The organism is Streptomyces sp. NPDC006512 (assembly GCF_040611935.1).
Lineage (GTDB): Bacteria > Actinomycetota > Actinomycetes > Streptomycetales > Streptomycetaceae > Streptomyces.
In genome coordinates, this window is the sequence record NZ_JBEXPG010000023.1 from 74,553 (window position 1) to 92,465 (window position 17,913).

14 protein-coding genes and 1 riboswitch are annotated in these 17,913 nt (G+C 71.7%); of the genes, 4 read left to right on the plus strand and 10 right to left on the minus strand.

The genetic code is table 11. From position 1 onward, the window contains the following. Nucleotides 1-138: 138 nt before the first annotated feature. The 5 genes from ABZZ17_RS18035 to ABZZ17_RS18055 all read right to left on the minus strand — a co-directional run bounded on the left by ABZZ17_RS18035 (nt 139) and on the right by ABZZ17_RS18055 (nt 5,474). Nucleotides 139-1,002 carry a carbohydrate ABC transporter permease gene (locus tag ABZZ17_RS18035; protein ID WP_356877048.1) on the minus strand — a complete coding sequence of 288 codons (864 nt, stop codon included), beginning with the start codon at nt 1,000-1,002 and terminating at the stop codon, nt 139-141. Then, nucleotides 999-2,009 carry a sugar ABC transporter permease gene (locus tag ABZZ17_RS18040; RefSeq protein ID WP_356877050.1) on the minus strand — a complete coding sequence of 337 codons (1,011 nt, stop codon included), beginning with the start codon at nt 2,007-2,009 and terminating at the stop codon, nt 999-1,001. The genes ABZZ17_RS18035 and ABZZ17_RS18040 overlap by 4 nt, the downstream gene beginning before the upstream one ends. Before the next feature lie 15 nt (nt 2,010-2,024). Further along, nucleotides 2,025-3,329 carry an extracellular solute-binding protein gene (locus ABZZ17_RS18045; RefSeq protein ID WP_356877052.1) on the minus strand — a complete coding sequence of 435 codons (1,305 nt, stop codon included), beginning with the start codon at nt 3,327-3,329 and terminating at the stop codon, nt 2,025-2,027. A 171-nt stretch (nt 3,330-3,500) separates the two neighbouring features. Further along, on the minus strand, nt 3,501-4,949 hold the full coding sequence (locus ABZZ17_RS18050) for an MFS transporter (RefSeq protein WP_356877054.1): 1,449 nt from the start codon (nt 4,947-4,949) through the stop codon (nt 3,501-3,503). A gap of 114 nt (nt 4,950-5,063) precedes the next feature. Next, nucleotides 5,064-5,474, minus strand: coding sequence for a Fur family transcriptional regulator (locus ABZZ17_RS18055; RefSeq protein WP_356877056.1), 411 nt, complete (start codon nt 5,472-5,474; stop codon nt 5,064-5,066). 308 nt (nt 5,475-5,782) lie between these two features. Here ABZZ17_RS18055 and katG point away from each other — a divergent pair, with 308 nt between their 5' ends. After that, entirely contained in the window at nt 5,783-8,014 is a 2,232-nt protein-coding gene (gene katG, locus ABZZ17_RS18060) for a catalase/peroxidase HPI (protein ID WP_356877058.1), read from the plus strand. Nucleotides 8,015-8,078: 64 nt separating this feature from the next. Here katG and ABZZ17_RS18065 read toward each other — a convergent pair whose 3' ends face one another. Beyond that, the gene (locus ABZZ17_RS18065) at nt 8,079-8,729 is read right to left on the minus strand and encodes a hypothetical protein (protein ID WP_356877060.1); all 651 of its coding nucleotides are present in this window, start codon (nt 8,727-8,729) and stop codon (nt 8,079-8,081) included. A 245-nt stretch (nt 8,730-8,974) separates the two neighbouring features. Between ABZZ17_RS18065 and ABZZ17_RS18070 the strand changes: the two genes are divergently transcribed. From ABZZ17_RS18070 to ABZZ17_RS18080, 3 genes are read left to right on the plus strand one after another with little or no spacing between them, the layout of a single operon-like run. After that, on the plus strand, nt 8,975-9,910 hold the full coding sequence (locus ABZZ17_RS18070) for an NAD(P)-dependent oxidoreductase (protein ID WP_356877062.1): 936 nt from the start codon (nt 8,975-8,977) through the stop codon (nt 9,908-9,910). Nucleotides 9,911-9,914: 4 nt separating this feature from the next. Then, nucleotides 9,915-10,517, plus strand: coding sequence for a dTDP-4-dehydrorhamnose 3,5-epimerase family protein (locus ABZZ17_RS18075; RefSeq protein WP_356877064.1), 603 nt, complete (start codon nt 9,915-9,917; stop codon nt 10,515-10,517). Between the two features lie 14 nt (nt 10,518-10,531). Further along, on the plus strand, nt 10,532-11,692 hold the full coding sequence (locus tag ABZZ17_RS18080; protein ID WP_356877066.1) for a nucleotide disphospho-sugar-binding domain-containing protein: 1,161 nt from the start codon (nt 10,532-10,534) through the stop codon (nt 11,690-11,692). A 30-nt stretch (nt 11,693-11,722) separates the two neighbouring features. On the opposite strand, the gene ABZZ17_RS18085 is transcribed toward ABZZ17_RS18080, so the two are convergent. From ABZZ17_RS18085 to aceB, 4 genes are all read right to left on the minus strand, one after another. Then, nucleotides 11,723-12,268, minus strand: a complete 546-nt coding sequence (locus tag ABZZ17_RS18085; protein WP_356877126.1) for a DM13 domain-containing protein — start codon at nt 12,266-12,268, stop codon at nt 11,723-11,725. A 209-nt stretch (nt 12,269-12,477) separates the two neighbouring features. Next, a complete protein-coding gene (gene metE / locus ABZZ17_RS18090; protein WP_356877068.1) occupies nt 12,478-14,799 on the minus strand; it encodes a 5-methyltetrahydropteroyltriglutamate--homocysteine S-methyltransferase in 2,322 nt (773 codons plus the stop codon). Between the two features lie 174 nt (nt 14,800-14,973). Beyond that, nucleotides 14,974-15,199, minus strand: a riboswitch (cobalamin riboswitch). Between the two features lie 150 nt (nt 15,200-15,349). Further along, nucleotides 15,350-16,234 (minus strand): 3-hydroxybutyryl-CoA dehydrogenase, encoded by an 885-nt coding sequence (locus tag ABZZ17_RS18095; RefSeq protein WP_356877070.1) that lies wholly within the window; start codon nt 16,232-16,234, stop codon nt 15,350-15,352. After that, on the minus strand, nt 16,231-17,829 hold the full coding sequence (gene aceB, locus ABZZ17_RS18100; protein ID WP_356877072.1) for a malate synthase A: 1,599 nt from the start codon (nt 17,827-17,829) through the stop codon (nt 16,231-16,233). The genes ABZZ17_RS18095 and aceB overlap by 4 nt, the downstream gene beginning before the upstream one ends. Nucleotides 17,830-17,913 lie beyond the last annotated feature (84 nt).

Consider the following 17,913-nt stretch of genomic DNA (forward strand, 5'->3'; position numbering starts at 1 on the left):
GGCCTCCGCTGTCGGGAGCAGGAGGCCCACGTTCCCAGGGTAGAGCTACCGGTGCGATATCGGCCACCCCTTGAAGAGCCCGCACGGGACGCACGCACGCGGCCCCTCCCGCCTGAGGCGGGAGGGGCCTTGGGGTGGTCAGTCCTTTACCGCGCCGCCGAGGCCCGAGACCAGGCGGCGTTGGACGAGGACGAAGAAGACGAGCACCGGGACCGTCATGACCGTCGAGCCGGCCATGATGCCGCCCCAGTCGTTCTCGTCCGGTTTGAAGAACACCAGCAGCGCCATCGGGAGGGTGGACTGCGAGGTGTCGCTGATGATGAACGACTTGGCGAAGAGGAAGTCGTTCCAGGTGGAGATGAAGGAGAAGACGCTCGTCGCCACCAGCCCCGGGAAGACCAGGGGGAAGAGGATCTGCCAGAGGAAGCGCGTCCGGCTCGCGCCGTCGATGTACGCGGCCTCTTCCAGGGCCTCGGGAACCGCCTTCACGAAGCCGCGCAGCATCCAGATCGCGAAGGGCAGCGAGAAGGCGATGTGGGGCAGGACCAGCGACCACAGGGTGTTCAGCTGGCCCGCGTCCCGCATCAGGAAGAACAGCGGGATCGTGAGGGCCTCGATCGGCACCATCTGCGCCACGAGGAACATGACGAGCAGCGTCGTACGGAAGCGGAACCGGAAGCGGGTGACGGCGGTCGCCGCGAGGAACGCGATCAGCGCGGAGGCGAGGACGACGGTGCCCGCGACGACGAGGCTGTTGAGGAAGTAGCGCCCGAATTCCTGCTGTTCGAAGACTCGGCGGAACGAGTCGAGGGACGGGGAGAGGGTCCACGGGCGGGCCTGCGTCGACTGGATCTCCCCCGCCGGTTTGAGGGCGGAGAGCACCATCCAGTAGAGCGGGAACGCCACGATCAGGGCGACGGCGAGTGCGGAGGCCTCGGCCGCGAGCCGCCAGGGGCGGCGGATCCCGAAGCGGGCGGCGGGGAGCGTACCGGTGGTGGTCACAGTTCTTCTCCCTGCCGTCGCATGAGGCGCAGATAGACGAGGGTGACGGTCAGCAGGATCAGCAGCATGACGACGCCGATCGCCGAGCCCAGGCTGTACTGCGAGGAGGCGAAGGCCTTCTGGTAGGCGTAGACGTTGAGGACGAGGTTCTGTCCGGCGATGCCGCCGCCGGCGGTCATCACGTAGATCTGGGTGAACACCTTGAAGTCCCAGATGATCGACTGGATGGTGACGACGATCAGGATGGGCCGGAGCATGGGTGCGATGACGGAGCGCCAGGTGCGCCACTGGGAGGCGCCGTCCAGCGAGGCGGCCTCCAGCACCTCGGAGGGGATCGCCTTGATGCCCGCGTACACGGTCACCATGACGAACGGGAACGAGCACCAGACGACCTCGAAGAGGACGAGGGCGAAGGCGCTGTAGCGCCCGTACGTCCAGGAGAAGTCCCCGAGGCCGAGCAGCCGGTTGACCGGTCCGTAGTCCGGGTCGAAGAGGAAGACCCAGACGGTGGACCCGGTGACGGCGGGGGTCGCCCAGGCGCCGAGCGCGGCCAGCATCAGGGCGAGCCTGGGCAGGGCTCTGATCCTGGTCAGGAGGACGGCGAGGGCGCAGCCGACGCCGAGGGTGGTGATCACGCAGGCGGCGGCGAAGAGCACCGTGGCGAGGAGGACCTGCCAGAACTGGGCGTCCTCGAAGAGGGTCCGGTAGTTGCCGAGGCCCTTGAAGGTGGTGGGTTCGCCGCCGCTGACCTGGGCCTGGGTGTATTCGAGGAAGGAGATCAGGCCGAGCTGGTAGATCGGGTAGACCAGCAGCGCGGCCAGGACGAGGAGGGCGGGTGCGAGGTAGAGCCAGGGGGTCCGGCGGCTTCCGTGGCGTCCGCGCGGGGCCCGTCCGGTCCGTCCGGTCCGTGCCGGCCGTCCGGATCGGGGGGTACGGTCCGGGGTGGTCTCGGGGGAGGTCGTGGCGCGGGGCGCGCGGGCTGCCGGTTCGTGCGTCGTGTCGGTCATGGTGACGGGGGCCGGTCAGCCGGCGCTGGTGAAGGCCGCGTCCATCTTCTTCGCCGCGTCCCCGGCGGCCGCGGCCACGTCCTTCTTGCCGCTGACGATCTCCTGGAACATCGTCGGCAGGACGGTCGAGGCGTCGATCTGGCCCCAGCCCGGGGAGGCCGGTACGAACTTGGTGCCCGCCGCGAGCGTCTGGACGAACGGTTCGACGAACGGGTCCTTCTTCGCCGCCTCGGCCCGGACGTCGGTGTAGGTGGGCAGGAAGCCCATGGCGTCGAAGAGCTTGCGCTGGGTGTCCTTGCCCGCGAGGTGCTTCATCAGGCCGACCGCGAGGGTGCGGTGGGAACTGCTCTTCAGGACGCCGATGTTGTTGCCGCCCGCGAAGGCCGGGGCGATCTCGCCCTCCTTGAGCCCGGGCAGCGGGACGACGGCGTACTTCCCCTTCACGGCGCCCGCCTCCACGGCCTGGTGGCTGAAGTCGCCGCCGATGGCCATGGCCGCGTTGCCCGAGGCGAACGCGGTGACGGTGGCGTTGCCGCCCATGGCCGCGCACTTGGCGGCCGGACAGTTGTCGTCGCCGAAGAGCGAGGTGTAGGTCTCGATGCCCTTGCGTGCGGCGGGGCTGTCGATCGCGGACTTGTAGGTGGCTCCGTCCTCTTCGGCGAGTTCGCCGCCGTTCGCCCAGACGAAGGGCATCGCGCCGTAGGTGTACGCGCCTCCGACGGCCAGTCCGTACAGCTCGGGCCTGGCCTTGCGGATCTGCTTGGCCGTGGCGACCAGTTCGTCCTGGGTCTTCGGCGGGCGCAGTCCCAGTTCGGTGAACACGTCGGTGCGGTAGTACAGGGCGCGCACGCCGACGAAGAAGGGGGCGCCGTACACCTTTCCGCCGACGGTGACGGACCGGGCGGCGGTCCGGTCGGTGTCCTTCGCCTCGGCCCAGTCGCCGAACTCCGCGCCGATGTCGGCGAGTCCGCCGTCCTTGACGTATCCGGCGGTGTCGGTGTTGCCGTACTCGATCAGGTCGGGGGCGCTCTTCGGGTCGTTGAAGGCGGCCTTGACGCGCTGGGCGCGGGTCTCGACCGGGATGTACTCGACCTCGACCTCGACGCCCGGGTGCTGCTGGGCGAAGGCGGCGACGGCCCCGTCCACGACCTTCTTCTTCGGGTCGTTGTTGACCTCCTGGAACAGCCAGACGCGCAGGGTGCCGGACTTCTCGTCCTTCGAGGCGGAGTTGACGGAGGTCTGGGGCGCGCAGGCGGTGGACGTCAGTCCGGCCAGGACGAGCGCGGCGAGGGGTGCGGCTATGCGGGAGCGGAGCTTCATGGGCGGTCCCCGGGAGAGAGTGCGAATGCGTTGCACTGTGCGCAACGCCTGTTTCGTACTGCACAACTTGGAGGAGGCTAGAACGACTTCAAACCCGGGGACAAGTGGTCTCCACCACTCTGTGACCGGACGGAGCATCCTGCGCAACGCGCGAGGTGCCGGTGAACCGCCTCACGCGCGCCGGGCGCTCCGTGCGAGGGCACGGCCGCCGGCGGCGACGGCGAGGGCGACGACGGTCACCCCGGCCGCCACCGCGTACGTGATCCGCGTGCCGGCGGCGACGGAGGCGGCGTCCGCCGTCGCGATGTCGGCGGACGCCGTCGCGAGGGCGAACACGGCGCCCATGACGGACGCGCCGGTGACGAGCCCGAGGTTGCGCGACAGGTTGAGCACCCCGGACACGACACCCCTGCGGTCCGGGGGGACGTCGGCCATGACGGCGGTGTTGTTGGCCGTCTGGAACACCGCGTAGCCGGCCGTGACCACCACGAGGGGGGCCACGTAGCCGAACACCCCCGGGTTCCCGGGAACGGACAGGGCGGTGGCGCCGGCCGCCATGGCCGCGAGGCCCGCGAGGGTCGTACGCCCCGCGCCGAAACGGTCCACGACCCGGCCGGCCGGGACGCCGGTCAGCGCGGCGACGACCGGACCGGCCGCCAGGACCAGTCCGACGAGGGCCTGTTCGAGGCCGAGTCCGCGGGCGAGGTAGAACGGCCCGACCACCAGCGTCGTCATCATCACCGTCGAGACGAGGGCGCTCGTGACGAGGCTCGCGCTCAGCGCCGGATCGCGGAACGCGGACAGCCGGATCAGCGGGGACGCCGCCCGCGTCTCGACGCGTACGAACAGGGCCGCTCCGCAGACGGCCGCCAGCAGCAGCGCCGCGTTCACCGGGCCGAAGCCGCGCCCGAGCGTCATGGCGAGCGCGTACGCGGCGAGCGCCAGCACCAGGAGCAGCGTGCCCGGTCGGTCGAAGCCCGGGCGGTCCGGCTCGGGCCGCGGCCGGTCGGCGGGCAGGTGGCGGTGGGCGAGGAACAGGACGAGGAGGCCCGGCGGCACACTGACGAGGAAGATCGCCTGCCAGCCGGATCCGGAGATCAGGAAGCCGCCCAGCGAGGGACCGAGGGCGGTGCCGACCGCGGAGGCGGTGCCGAGGAGACCCATGGCGCTGCCGGTCCGGTCCTTCGGCACCGTCTCGGCGACGAAGGTCATGGCGAGGGCCGTCATGACGGCGGCCCCGAAGCCCTGCGCGGCCCGGGCGACGATCAGCAGCCACAGGGTCGGCGCCGCGCCGCACAGCAGCGAGGCCGTCGTGAACAGGGCGGTCCCGCCCAGGAGCAGTCGGCGGCGGCCGAGGAGGTCACCGAGGCGGCCGGCGCCGACGACGAGGGTGGTGAGGGCGAGGAGGTAGGCCAGGACGATCCACTGGACCGCCCGGAAGGAGGTGTCGAAGGCCCCGGCCAGCGCGGGGAGTCCGACGGGGACGACGCTCGTGCCGAGCGAGGGCAGCAGGACGGACAGCGACAGGCCGGCGAGGGCGCCGCGGACCGAGCGCGGGCCCGGCCCGGTGGCGGCGCCGGAGCGGTCCGGGGCGTTCGGGGTACGGCTGTGCGGGTTCATGCGCGGAGCGTGCGGGCGGGGTTGCGCGTACGGCAACGATCGTTGCCGGTTCCGGGACGGCGGAGGCCGCCCCGGACACCTCGGCTCCGCCCTCCCCCGCCCGCCGGCTCCGGCCTACGCGCAGGCCGGGCACAGCCCCCGGTACGTGACCTCGACCTCGGCGACCGCGAAGCCGAACCGCTCCTCGTCCGGCAGGCCGGCCAGCGGGTCGCCGGCCGGGTGGACGTCGCGGATCAGACCGCAGCCCGTACACACCAGGTGCTGGTGCGGGTGGTGCGCGTTCGGGTCGTAGCGCTTCGCCCGGCCGTCGGTGGTGACCTCGGCGATCTCGCCGAGGGAGACCAGCTCGCCCAGGGCGTTGTAGACGGTCGCCCGGGAGATCTCCGGGAGTCTGCGCACCGCACGGGCGTGCACCTCGTCGGCCGTGAGGTGCACGTGATCGCCGTCGAGGACCTCCGCGACCACGCGCCGCTGGGACGTCATCCTCCAGCCGCGCCCTCGCAGCCGCTCCAGCAGGTCACTCATGTCGGATCACCTGTTCGGGTCGAGGCGGGAGGCCCGCACGGCGCCGGAGGGCGGCCGGGCCCACGGCACGGAGCTTGGTGTTCATCTTGACTTGGACCCTGTCCATCGTAGGATCGGATTCGTTGGCAGCCAAGGGACAGGAAGATTCCAGAGCGGCAGGAGAGCCGTCCGGGACGGTGACCACCTCGGCGTCGAGGAGACCGACGCGGCCGAGGCCGATTCCAGAGGGGCCCGCGTCCTGTGCCCCGACTGTTCCCCGTACATGCAGTTCCTTAGCACCGTGATCCGCTCGGTCCGGAAGGATTCCCATGTCTGAGAACCATGATGCAATCGTCGTAGACGCGAAGGACGGGGGCGGCGGTGGCTGTCCGGTCGCGCACGAGCGGGCCCCGCACCCGACCCAGGGCGGCGGGAACCGCCAGTGGTGGCCGGAACGGCTCAACCTGAAGATCCTCGCCAAGAACCCGGCCGTCGCCAACCCCCTCGGCGAGGAGTTCGACTACGCCGAGGCGTTCAAGACCCTCGACCTCCCGGCGGTGAAGCGGGACATCGCGGAGGTGCTGACGACCTCGCAGGACTGGTGGCCGGCCGACTTCGGCCACTACGGCCCCTTCATGATCCGGATGGCCTGGCACAGCGCCGGCACCTACCGGATCAGCGACGGCCGCGGCGGCGCCGGGGCCGGGCAGCAACGCTTCGCCCCGCTCAACAGCTGGCCGGACAACGGCAACCTCGACAAGGCCCGCCGCCTGCTGTGGCCCGTCAAGAAGAAGTACGGCCAGAGCCTCTCCTGGGCCGACCTCATGATCCTCACCGGCAACGTCGCCCTGGAGCAGATGGGCTTCGAGACCTTCGGCTTCGCCGGCGGCCGGGCCGACGTGTGGGAGCCCGACGAGGACGTCTACTGGGGCCCGGAGACCACCTGGCTCGACGACGAGCGCTACACCGGCGACCGCGAGCTGGAGAACCCGCTCGGCGCGGTCCAGATGGGCCTCATCTACGTCAACCCGGAAGGCCCGAACGGCAATCCGGACCCGCTCGCCGCGGCGCGCGACATCAGGGAGACGTTCCGCCGGATGGCGATGAACGACGAGGAGACGGTCGCCCTGATCGCGGGCGGCCACACCTTCGGCAAGACCCACGGCGCGGGCCCGGCGGAGAGCGTCGGCGACGACCCCGAGGCCGCCCCGATCGAGCAGCAGGGCTTCGGCTGGAAGAACTCGTACGGCACCGGCAAGGGCGCCGACGCGATCACCAGCGGTCTGGAGGGGATCTGGACGAACACGCCGATCACCTGGGACAACAGCTTCTTCGACATCCTCTTCGGCTACGAGTGGGAGCTGTTCAGGAGCCCGGCCGGCGCGCACCAGTGGCGGCCGAAGGACGGCGCCGGGGCGGGCACCGTGCCCGACGCCCACGACGCGTCCAAGACCCACGCGCCGACGATGCTGACGACCGACCTCTCGCTCCGCGTCGACCCGGCCTACGAGCAGATCTCCCGGCGCTTCCACGAGAACCCGGCCGAGTTCGCGGACGCCTTCGCCCGCGCCTGGTTCAAGCTGACCCACCGCGACCTGGGGCCCGTCGTGCGCTACCTCGGCCCGGAGGTCCCGGCCGAGACGCTGCTGTGGCAGGACCCCCTCCCGGCGCTGACGCACGAGACCGTGGACGCCGACGACGTGGCCGCCCTGAAGGCGCGGGTCCTCGGCTCCGAACTGACCGTGTCCCAGCTGGTCTCCGCCGCCTGGGCCTCGGCCTCGTCGTTCCGCGGCAGCGACAAGCGCGGCGGTGCCAACGGCGCGCGGATCCGTCTCCAGCCGCAGGCCGGCTGGGAGGTCAACGAACCGGACCAGCTGGCGACCGTCCTGCGGACCCTGACGGGCATTCAGGAGTCCTTCAACTCCGCCCAGTCGGGGGCCAAGCGGATCTCGCTCGCCGACCTGATCGTCCTTGCGGGCGCCGCCGCCGTCGAACAGGCCGCGAAGGACGCGGGCTTCGACGTCGAGGTCCCGTTCACCCCGGGCCGCGTGGACGCCACGCAGGAGCAGACCGACGTGGAGTCGTTCGCGGCGCTGGAGCCGGGCGCCGACGGCTTCCGCAACTACCTCGGCAAGGGCAACCGCCTGCCGGCCGAGTACCTGCTGATCGACCGGGCGAACTTGCTGAACCTGAGCGCCCCCGAGCTGACCGTCCTCGTCGGCGGCCTGCGCGTCCTCGGCGCGAACCACCAGCAGTCGCGCCACGGCGTCCTCACCACGGCTCCGGGGACCCTGACGAACGACTTCTTCGTCAACCTGCTGGACCTGGGCACGACGTGGTCGGCCACGGCCGGGGACGGCAACTCCTTCGAGGGCCGCGACTCCGCCACGGGCGAGGTCAAGTGGACCGGCACTCGCGCCGACCTCGTCTTCGGCTCGAACTCCGAGCTGCGCGCGCTCGCGGAGGTCTACGCGAGCGACGACGCGAAGGCGAAGTTCGTGAAGGACTTCGTCGCCGCCTGGGACAAGGTCATGAACCTGGACCGGTTCGACCTCGTCTGACCGTGCGCGTACGGGCCGGCCGGGTGTTCCCCGGCCGGCCCGTACGGCTGTGTGACCGGACCCGTCAGTAGCCGACCGTGGTGGTCGAGAACGCGACCGGCTGCGCCGGGTCGGCGTAGCACTGGAAGGGGTCCCACTCGTTGGTGACCGGCTGCAGCCGGTTCCAGCCGAACGCGGTGTCGGTGAAGCTGGAACCGCCGGCGCCCGTGGTCAGGGTGCCGCTGCCCGGGGCGCGGAGGGTGACCTCCAGGTTCGGGAAGTCGAACTCGACGCCGCCGGCCCACTCGCCGTCGGACTTGACGCGCAGGTCGCTGCCGTTGCGCTCGACCCACTGGTGGGCGGTGCCCAGGTTGCTGCCGCCCGTCAGCCTGTAGCTGACGATCTTGGCGTTGGCCGGAACCTTGTAGTTGAACGAGATGGTGTTCAACAGCTTGTTGTAGTCGGCGATCGCCTTGATCGGCGCCGAGTCGAAGGTCACCTTGAAGGTGTGGAACGGCGCCACCTTGGCCGGAGCCGTGGTGGTGAAGTTTCTGCTGTACTCGACGGGTATCCACTGGCCGGAGACCCGGGTCTGGCAGACGTACGGGAGGGTGCTCGTCGTCGTGACCCCGGGGGCCGTGGTCGCGGCGGCGGTGCCGGACGTGGCCATCAACGCGGTCAGGGCCAGACCCAGCGAACCGACCGCTCCGCCCGTCAGCTTCCACTTGCTCTGCACTGGAGTTCCTCTCTCTCACGAAACCGGAGCGGTACCGTTCCCGCCCGTGGCGTGACTCTTGGCCACGCCGATGGAGATTCGTTGGAGCGAACGTCGGGTTCCGGACACGGCGGTCTCATGGCTTCGCGCCACTCCCCATCACAATTCGCAGCGAACGCAACGTCATTTGCCCGTCAACTTGCTTGGCAGGGGATGAGAAATGGCCAAGTCTGGTGATTCCTCCCCTCCCTGCGAACGGACCAGTGATGACGACTGCACCTCGACATGTCCTGCTCTTGGGCGGCACCGGGTTCCTGGGCACCCGTCTGCACTCTGCCTTCGACGCCGCGGGATACCGGGTCACCACCGCCTCGCGCACGGGCGGCCCGGTCCGCCTCGACCTCACCGCGACGGCGCCCGGCGAACTCGCCGCCCTGCTGGACGACTTGCGGCCCGACCTCGTGGTGAACGCCGCCGGACGCGCCTGGCAGGCCACGGAACAGGACATGCTGGAGGCCAACGCCCTGGCCGTCGAGGACCTGGTCGAGGCGCTCGCCGCCGCGCCGGGCCGGCCCCGGCTCGTCCACCTGGGCACCATCCACGAGTACGGTCCCGGCACGGTCGGATCCGGCACCCCCGAAGAGCACGAGCCCGCGCCGGTCACCGCCTACGGCAAGTCGAAGCTGCGCGGATCCCTGGCCGTCCTGCGGGCCGTGGAAGCCGGCCGGCTGGACGCCGTCGTCCTGCGCGTGGCCAACGTCTGCGGCCCCGGTACGGCCCGGGGCAGTCTGCTGGGGTCGGTCGGGGCCCGGCTGGCCGACGCCGTGCGGGCCGGTACCCCGGAGCTCGAACTGCGGCTGGCCCCCCTGCGGGCGCGCCGCGACTACGTCGACGTGCGCGACGTCTGCGACGCCGTTCTCGCGGCGGCCTCCGTACCCCTCGGGCCGAAGGACGCGACGATCAACGTGGGACGCGGGACCGCGGTGCCGGTGCGGGACCTCGTGGACCGTCTCGCGGCCTGCAGCGGGCTCGACGTGCGGATCGTCGAGGAGCGGGCGGGCGACACCGGCCGCACGGACGTCGAGTGGCAGCAGTCGGACATCTCCCGGGCCCGCCGGGTGCTGGGCTGGTCCCCGCGCAGGAGCCTGGACGAGTCACTGGGCGACCTGCTGTCCGCCGAACTGTCCACACGGGCGGGGTGACGGCGTGCGCATCGAGGAGACGCCCATACCGGGGGCCTACGTCGTCACGCCCGAAGCCATCGTGGACGAACGGGGATCGTTCTACGAAGTGATGCGCACCGATGAATTCGAGCGCGTCACGGGGGAACGGTTCGTGACCCGTCAGATCAATTATTCCGTGTCCCGGAAGAATACCCTCCGGGGAATCCACAGCGTGACCAGTCCGCCCGGGCAGACGAAATTCATCACCTGTGTGCGCGGGATCATCCGCGATTTCGTCGTGGACCTGCGGATCGGGTCCCCCACGTTCGGCCGCTGGCACAGCACCGTGCTCGACGCCGCCTCCGGAACGTCGGTGTACGTCCCCGAAGGCGTCGGGCACGGCTTCCTCGCCCTCAGCGAGGAGGCCTGCACCAGCTACGCCGTGGACAGCACCTACGTGCCCGGTACCCAGATCGACATCGACCCGCTGGATCCGGAACTGGCGGTCCCGTGGGGGTACACCGAGCCTCCGCTCATTTCCGACAAGGACCGCGCCGCCCCGAGCCTGAGAAAGGTACGGGCCGCCGGTCTCCTGATCGAATGGCGGGACATCAGGATTCCTTCTAGCCGGGCTCGAGCTTCCTGATCGAACCTCGGTACATGAAGATTCTCTTTGTAGGCGGTAACGGCGCCGGAACCATTTTCCCCGACATCCCGTTGGCCCAGGCGGCGCGCAACGCGGGCCACGAGGTCATCATGACGGGCCCGGAAGTCACCATGTCGGCCATCATCAACTCAGGCATCCCCGCCGTTTCCGTGACCCGGAGCACCATCCAGGACTGTCGCTACGACCGTCAGGGCAACCTGGTCCAGACGCCCGCGGACGGCCCGGAGCGCAACATCGCCATCGGCCGGATGTTCGGCCGGCTGGCGGCGAGTTCCCTCCCCGGGCTGCTGGAGCTCGTGGACCGGTGGCAGCCGGACCTGGTCGTCTCGAACGTCCTCGCGTACGCGGGCCCCCTCGCGGCCCACCACGCGGGCGTGCCCTGGGTCCGCTTCGCGACCGACATCGGCGAACCCCTGTCCGTCGACCTCGCCGCGGTGTCGGAACTCGCGCCGGAGCTCGAAGCGCTCGGTCTCCAGGCGCCGCCCGCCCCGGACTTCTCCATCAGCGTCATGCCGTCGAGCGTGCGGCCCGCCACGGCGCCCCCGGCCCTGTCGTTGCGCCACATCGCGTGCAGCACGCAACTGCCGCTGGAGCCCTGGATGTACGCCAAGGACAGCCGCCCCCGCGTGCTCGTCAGCGCGGGCAGCCGGGTCACGCCGGACGACGACTTCGACTCCCTGAGCGGCCTCGTCGAGAAGGTCGGTTCCCTGGACGTCGAGCTGCTCGTGGCGACCCCGGACGACGTGGCGGCCAAGCTGGAGCCCCTCCTCCCGGCGGGCAGCCGCGCCGGGTGGCTCCCCGTGGACGTCCTCGCCCCCACCTGTGACCTGATGGTCCATCACGCGGGCGGGAACATCACCCTGACCTGCCTGGCGTACGGCATTCCCCAGGTCTTCGTCCCCAACATGCCGGGCCTGGAGGATCACGGCGCGCGCATCTCCGCGTACGGGGCGGGCGTGCAGATCCTGCCCGCGGACAACACCACCGGGAACATCGCCGGCGCCGTCGGGGAACTCCTCGGGAACCCGTCCTACCGCGAGGCGGCCGGGCGGCTGCGGGACGAGGTGCACCGGATGCCCTCCGCCGCGCAGCTCGTCCAGGACCTGGAGCGGTCGGTGCACGTCCACCGTGAGGCGGCTCGCGGTCTGGGCTGAGCCGCCCCCGCCGGAGCGGTCAGGGCGCGGTCACACGGCGGCGAGGGGGGCCGCGCCGAAGGAGACGTCGAAGCGGTCGCACCAGATGGTGACGCTGGTGTACTCGGCCGGGTTCACTCCGGCGGGGATCTCGTAGTTCTGGTCGCCCTTGTTGCCCTTGAGCTTGCCGAGGCTGAAGTGTTTCCCGTCGTCGAAGACGCGCCAGCCCGCCACCCCCTCCTTCACCGGCGCGTCCGTGATCCAGACCCGCAGGTCGGGGCCGTTGCTCGTCTCCAGGCCCTCCAGGCGCAGGGTGTGGGTGCCGTCGGGGAGGCGGATGATCCTGGCCGTGCCCGTGGTGGCGTGCTCGTGACTGATCAGGGCGCCTTCGGCGACCGTGCGGGGGCCGGCGGGCGAGGACGGCGCGGAACCCCGGGGGGCCGGGGAGGGCGCGGCGGCCGCGACGGCCGGCAGGGCTTCGCGGACGGTGTCGTCCTGCCACAGCTTCCACGGCTGGAACCAGTACAGGCCCGCGCCCAGCGCGGCAGTGGCGGCGACCAGTACCGCCGCGATCAGTGTCGTGCGCCGCTTCTTCATGGCCACCGGGTGCTGCCTTTCCTCGTGTTCCGTCTCCCGCCATTCAACGGTGCCGGGGCCCGCGCCGACAGGGCGGGCATGATGACGGAAGTCTTACGGCGCCCCCCGGACCGGCGCCCCCGGCGCCGGGGCCGCGCGCGAGGGGGCCGGAACGGCCGGGAAGGGCCGTTCCGGCCGGCGGGCGGATCAGCCGGATCGGAGCGGGCGGATCAGGCGGTCGCGGCGGTCTCGGTGCGGACCTCGCGGGCCGCCGCCACCAGGTGTTCCAGGGAGGTGCGGGTCTCGGTCCAGCCGCGGGTCTTCAGGCCGCAGTCGGGGTTGACCCAGAGCCGCTCGGCCGGGATGGCCTCCAGCCCCTTGCGCAGCAGCGCGGCCGCCTCGGCGGCCGAGGGGACGCGCGGGGAGTGGATGTCCCAGACGCCGGGTCCGACCTCGCGGGGGTAGCCGGCGGTGGCGAGTTCGCCGGCGACCTGCATGTGGGAGCGGGCCGCCTCCAGGCTGATGACGTCGGCGTCGAGGTCGTCGATGGCCTGGAGGACGTCGCCGAACTCGGCGTAGCACATGTGCGTGTGGATCTGGGTGTCGGGACGGACGCCGCTGGTGGTGAGGCGGAAGGACTCGGTGGCCCAGGCGAGGTAGTCGGCGTGGCCGTCGGCCCGCAGCGGCAGGGTTTCGCGCAGGGCGGGCTCGTCGACCTGGATGACGGAGGTCCCGGCCGCTTCGAGGTCGGCCACCTCGTCGCGCAGGGCCAGTCCGACCTGGCGGGCGGTCTCGCCGAGCGGCTGGTCGTCACGGACGAACGACCAGGCGAGCATGGTGACGGGGCCGGTGAGCATGCCCTTGACGGGCTTGGCGGTCTGCTGCTGGGCGTACGCCGTCCAGCGGACGGTCATCGGTTCGGGGCGGGAGATGTCCCCGGCGAGGACCGGCGGGCGCACGTAGCGGGTGCCGTAGGACTGCACCCAGCCGTGCTGGGTGGCGAGGTAGCCGGTGAGCCGTTCCGCGAAGTACTGGACCATGTCGTTGCGTTCGGGCTCGCCGTGCACCAGGACGTCGATGCCCGTCTTCTCCTGGAAGGCGATGACCTCGCGGATCTCGGCCTTGATGCGCTCCTCGTACCCGGCGGTGTCGACGCGTCCGGCGCGCAGGTCGGCGCGGGCCACGCGCAGTTCGTCGGTCTGCGGGAAGGATCCGATGGTGGTGGTGGGCAGCAGCGGCAGGCGCAGGTGGGCGCGCTGGGCGGCGGCGCGTTCGGCGTAGGGCTGGGCCCGGCGGCCGTCGGCGTCGGTGATCGCGGCGGTGCGGGCGCGGACGGCCGGATCGTGGGTGATCGGGGAGGTGGCGCGGGAGGCGAGGTCGGCCTGGTTGGCGGCGAGTTCGGCGGTGATCGCTCCGGGGCCCTGGGCGAGGCCGCGGGCGAGGGTGGTGATCTCGGTGGTCTTCTGGCGGGCGAAGGCGAGCCAGCGCCGGATCTGCGGGTCGATGTCGCGTTCGGCGGTGGCGTCGAGCGGGACGTGGAGCAGGGAGCAGGACGCGGCGACGTCGACGGAGCCGGCGAGGCCGAGGAGGGTGCCGAGGGTGGCCAGCGACTTCTGGTGGTCGTTGATCCAGATGTTGCGGCCGTTGACGACGCCCGCAACCAGGCGCTTGCCGGGCAGGCCGCCGACGGCGGCGAGGTCGCGGAGGTTGGCGTCGGCGGCGTCGGTGAAGTCGAGGGCGAGGCCCTCGACGGGCGCCTTCGCCAGGACGGGCAGGGCGTCGCCGAGCCGGTCGAAGTAGGTGGCGACGAGGAGCTTGGGGCGTTCGGTGAGCGCGCCGAGCTCCCGGTAGGTGCGGGCGGCGGCGTTCAGTTCGGCGGGGGTGCGGTCCTGGACCAGGGCGGGTTCGTCGAGCTGGACCCATGCGGCGCCGGCCGCCTTGAGGTCGGCCAGTACCCGGGCGTAGACGGGCAGCAGCCGGTCCAGGAGGGTGAGCGGTTCGAAGTCGTCGGCCACGCCGGGGGCGGGCTTGGCGAGCAGCAGGTAGGTGACCGGGCCGACCAGGACCGGGCGGGCGGTGTGGCCGAGGGCAAGGGCTTCGCGGAGCGCGGCGACCTGCTGGGCGGAGTCGGCCGTGAAGACGGTGTCGGGGCCGAGTTCGGGGACCAGGTAGTGGTAGTTGGTGTCGAACCACTTGGTCATTTCCAGCGGGGCCACGTCCTGCGTGCCGCGCGCCATCGCGAAGTACCCGTCGAGGGCGTCGGTTTCGACGGCCGCCCGGTGGCGGGCGGGGATCGCGCCGACCATGACCGTGGTGTCCAGGACGTGGTCGTAGTACGAGAAGTCGCCGGTCGGAACCTCGGTGATGCCGGCGTCGGCCAGCTGGGCCCAGTTGGTGCGGCGCAGGTCGCGGGCGGTCTCCCGGAGGGCGTCGGCGCTGACCCGGCCCTTCCAGTAGCCCTCGACGGCCTTCTTCAGTTCGCGGTTGCGGCCCTGGCGGGGGTAGCCGTACACGGTGGCCCGTACTGCCGCGGCTGCGGATTCGGTGGTCACGGAACTCTCCTTCGCGAGCGTGTCTCCATGGACCCGGTGACGGTCCGAGGGTGCGAAGGGGTGCCGGAACGGGCGGACCGCCGGGACCGCGTACGACGGGGTACGCGACGGGGAGGATCCGCCTGAGGTGCACGCCGACCCGCCCACGAGGTCACCGGGAAACCGTGCGCGGTCGTTCGCGCACGGGCAACGGGCAGGTCTTCGGACTCGCGGGCACGCCTGCCGGTCTCCCGGCGGGCACCTACTGGCCGTCGCTTCCCAGGACCGGTTCCGGTCCCAGTGCGTATGACGGCGGTCGTTCCCGCTCACCGCTGCGGGGCAGTCCCGGATTCCCACCGGGTTCCCTCTTACGACGCATCCCGTCTGGCGGACGGGGCGAACCAGCTGCGGACGCCAGCGTAGGCGGACCCGGTCGAGAACCGGTCCAACCGTCCACATGCCGGACGGGGAAATGAGATGCGGCGCGGGTGCGGCGACACCACTCGCCGTACCCGCGCCGCACTCCCGCGTCCCCGGCGCACCCTCTGCCCGGGGAACGTGCCGGGGCCCCTCAGCCCCGGCCGTAGGTGTGGAACCCGCGGCCGCTCTTGCGGCCCAGCAGCCCTGCCTGCACCATCCGCTGGAGCAGTGGGGGCGGGGCGTACAGGGGTTCCTTGAACTCCTCGTAGAGCGAGTCGGCGATGGCCGCGACGGTGTCCAGGCCGATGAGGTCGGCGAGTTTGAGCGGTCCCATCGGGTGGGCGCAGCCGAGTTCCATGCCGGCGTCGACGTCGGCCGGGCTCGCGTACCCGGATTCGGCCATCCGGATGGCCGAGAGGAGGTAGGGGACCAGGAGGGCGTTGACGACGAAGCCGGCCCGGTCCTGGGAGCGGACGGTGGTCTTGCCGAGAGTGTCGCGGGCGAAGTCCTCGACGCGGGTGAGGGTGTCCTGCGAGGTGTGGAGGGAGGTCACGACCTCCACGAGGGGCAGGACGGGTACCGGGTTGAAGAAGTGCAGGCCGACCACCCGGTCGGCGCGGCCGGTGGCCATCCCCAGCCGCATGACGGGGATCGCGGAGGTGTTGGTGGCGAGGATCGCCCCGGGGTCCTCGACGGTCTTGTCGAGGCGGGTGAACACCTCGGTCTTGGCCTCGGGGTTCTCGGTGACCGCTTCGATGACGAGCTGCCGGTCGGCGAGGTCCTCCAGGTCTCCGGTGAAGACGAGCCGGGCGAGGGCGTCCTCGGCGGAGATCCGGTCGAGCTTGCCCCGCTGGACGGCGCGTTCCAGGGAGACGGCGACGCGTTCGCGGGCGGCCCGGGCCGCGGCGGCGTCCGCTTCGGCGACGACGGTGTCGAGTCCGGCGCGGGCGCACACCTCGGCGATGCCGGCGCCCATCTGGCCGCCGCCGACGACTCCGACGCGCCGGATGCCGGCCGGGCGTGCGGGGGCGCTCACGCGGTCACCCCCGCGGTGACGCGGCGGACCAGGTGGCGCGTGTAGGCCTCGGGGGTGAAGAAGGCGGGCAGCCGCACCGACAGTGCGGTGTCCACGAAGACCTCCCTGGCTTCGAGGGCGCGGGCCCGCGGGTCCTCGGCCTCCAGGGCGGCGCATTCGGCGTCCAGGAGGTCGGTCACGGTGGCCCGGTCCACGCGTTCGTGGCGGATCCACTGCCAGATCTGGACGCGGGCGATCTCGGCGGTGGCGGCGTCCTCCATCAGCCCGCCCAGGGCGACGGCTCCGCTGCCGCGCAGCCAGGCGTCGAAGTAGCGCAGGCACACGGCGATGTTGGAGCGGACTCCCTCGTGGGTGGGCGGGGCGGCGGTCCTGCGGACGGACAGCAGGTCGGCGGCGGTGACCTCGACGTCCTCGCGGGTGCGCTCGCGCTGGTCCGGCCGGTCCCCGAGGACGCCGTCGAAGACCTGGCGGCAGACGGGGACGAGGCCGGGGTGGGCGACCCAGGAGCCGTCGAAGCCGTCCTCGGCCTCCCGCTCCTTGTCGAGGCGGACCTTGGCGAGGGCGGCGTCGTCGGCTCCTGGGTCCCGGCCGGGGACGTGGGCGGCCATGCCGCCGATCGCGTGGGCGCCGCGCTTGTGGCAGGTGCGGACGAGGAGTTCGGTGTAGGCGCGCAGGAACGGGGCGGTCATGGTGACCTTGGCGCGGTCGGGCAGCTGGAAGTCGGTGCGGTGGCCGAAGGTCTTGATGAGGCTGAACAGGTAGTCCCAGCGGCCCGCGTTGAGGCCGGCGCTGTGCTCGCGCAGCTCGTGGAGGATCTCCTCCATCTCGAAGGCGGCGGTGATCGTCTCGATGAGGACGGTGGCCCGGACGGTGCCGCGCGGGATGCCCAACAGCTCCTGGGCGAAGCAGAAGATGTCGTTCCAGAGGCGGGCCTCGTACCGGTTCTCCAGCTTGGGGAGGTAGAAGTACGGGCCGTGTCCGGCGTCGATCTGCCGCTGGGCGCAGTGGAAGAAGTACAGGCCGAAGTCCACGAGGGAGGCGGGGACGGGGCGGCCGTCGATCTCCAGGTGCTCCTCCGTCAGGTGCCAGCCGCGCGGGCGGACCATGATGGTGGCGAGGTCGTCGCCGAGGCGGTACTCCTTGCCCTCGGGGGTGGTGAAGTCGATGCGGCGTTCGATGGCGTCGAGCAGGTTGAGCTGACCGCCGATGACGTTGTCCCAGGTCGGGGCGGTGGCGTCCTCGAAGTCGGCCATCCAGACGCGGGCGCCGGAGTTCAGGGCGTTGACCGCCATGCGGCGCTCCGGGGGGCCGGTGATCTCGACCCTGCGGTCGGTGAGGCCGGGTGCGGGCGGCGCGACCCGCCAGTGGGGGTCGTCGCGGACGGCGCGGGTGGCGAGCGGGAAGTCGAGCGGGGTGCCGCCGGCGAGGTGGCCCGAGCGTCGGCGGCGTTCCCTGAGGATCTCCAGGCGGCGGTCCGCGAAGGCGTGGTCGAGCCGGCCGATGAACTCCAGGGCCGCGGGGGTCAGGATCTCCTCGTGGCGCTCACCCGGTGCACCGAGGACCTGGACGCTGCTGGTCAGGGGCGGGAGGGGCATGCGGTTCTCCTCAGCGGGGCGGTGGGTGCCCGGGGGGAGGTCCCCCGGGCACCCGTCGGGAGCGGCCGGCCGGGCCGGCGACGC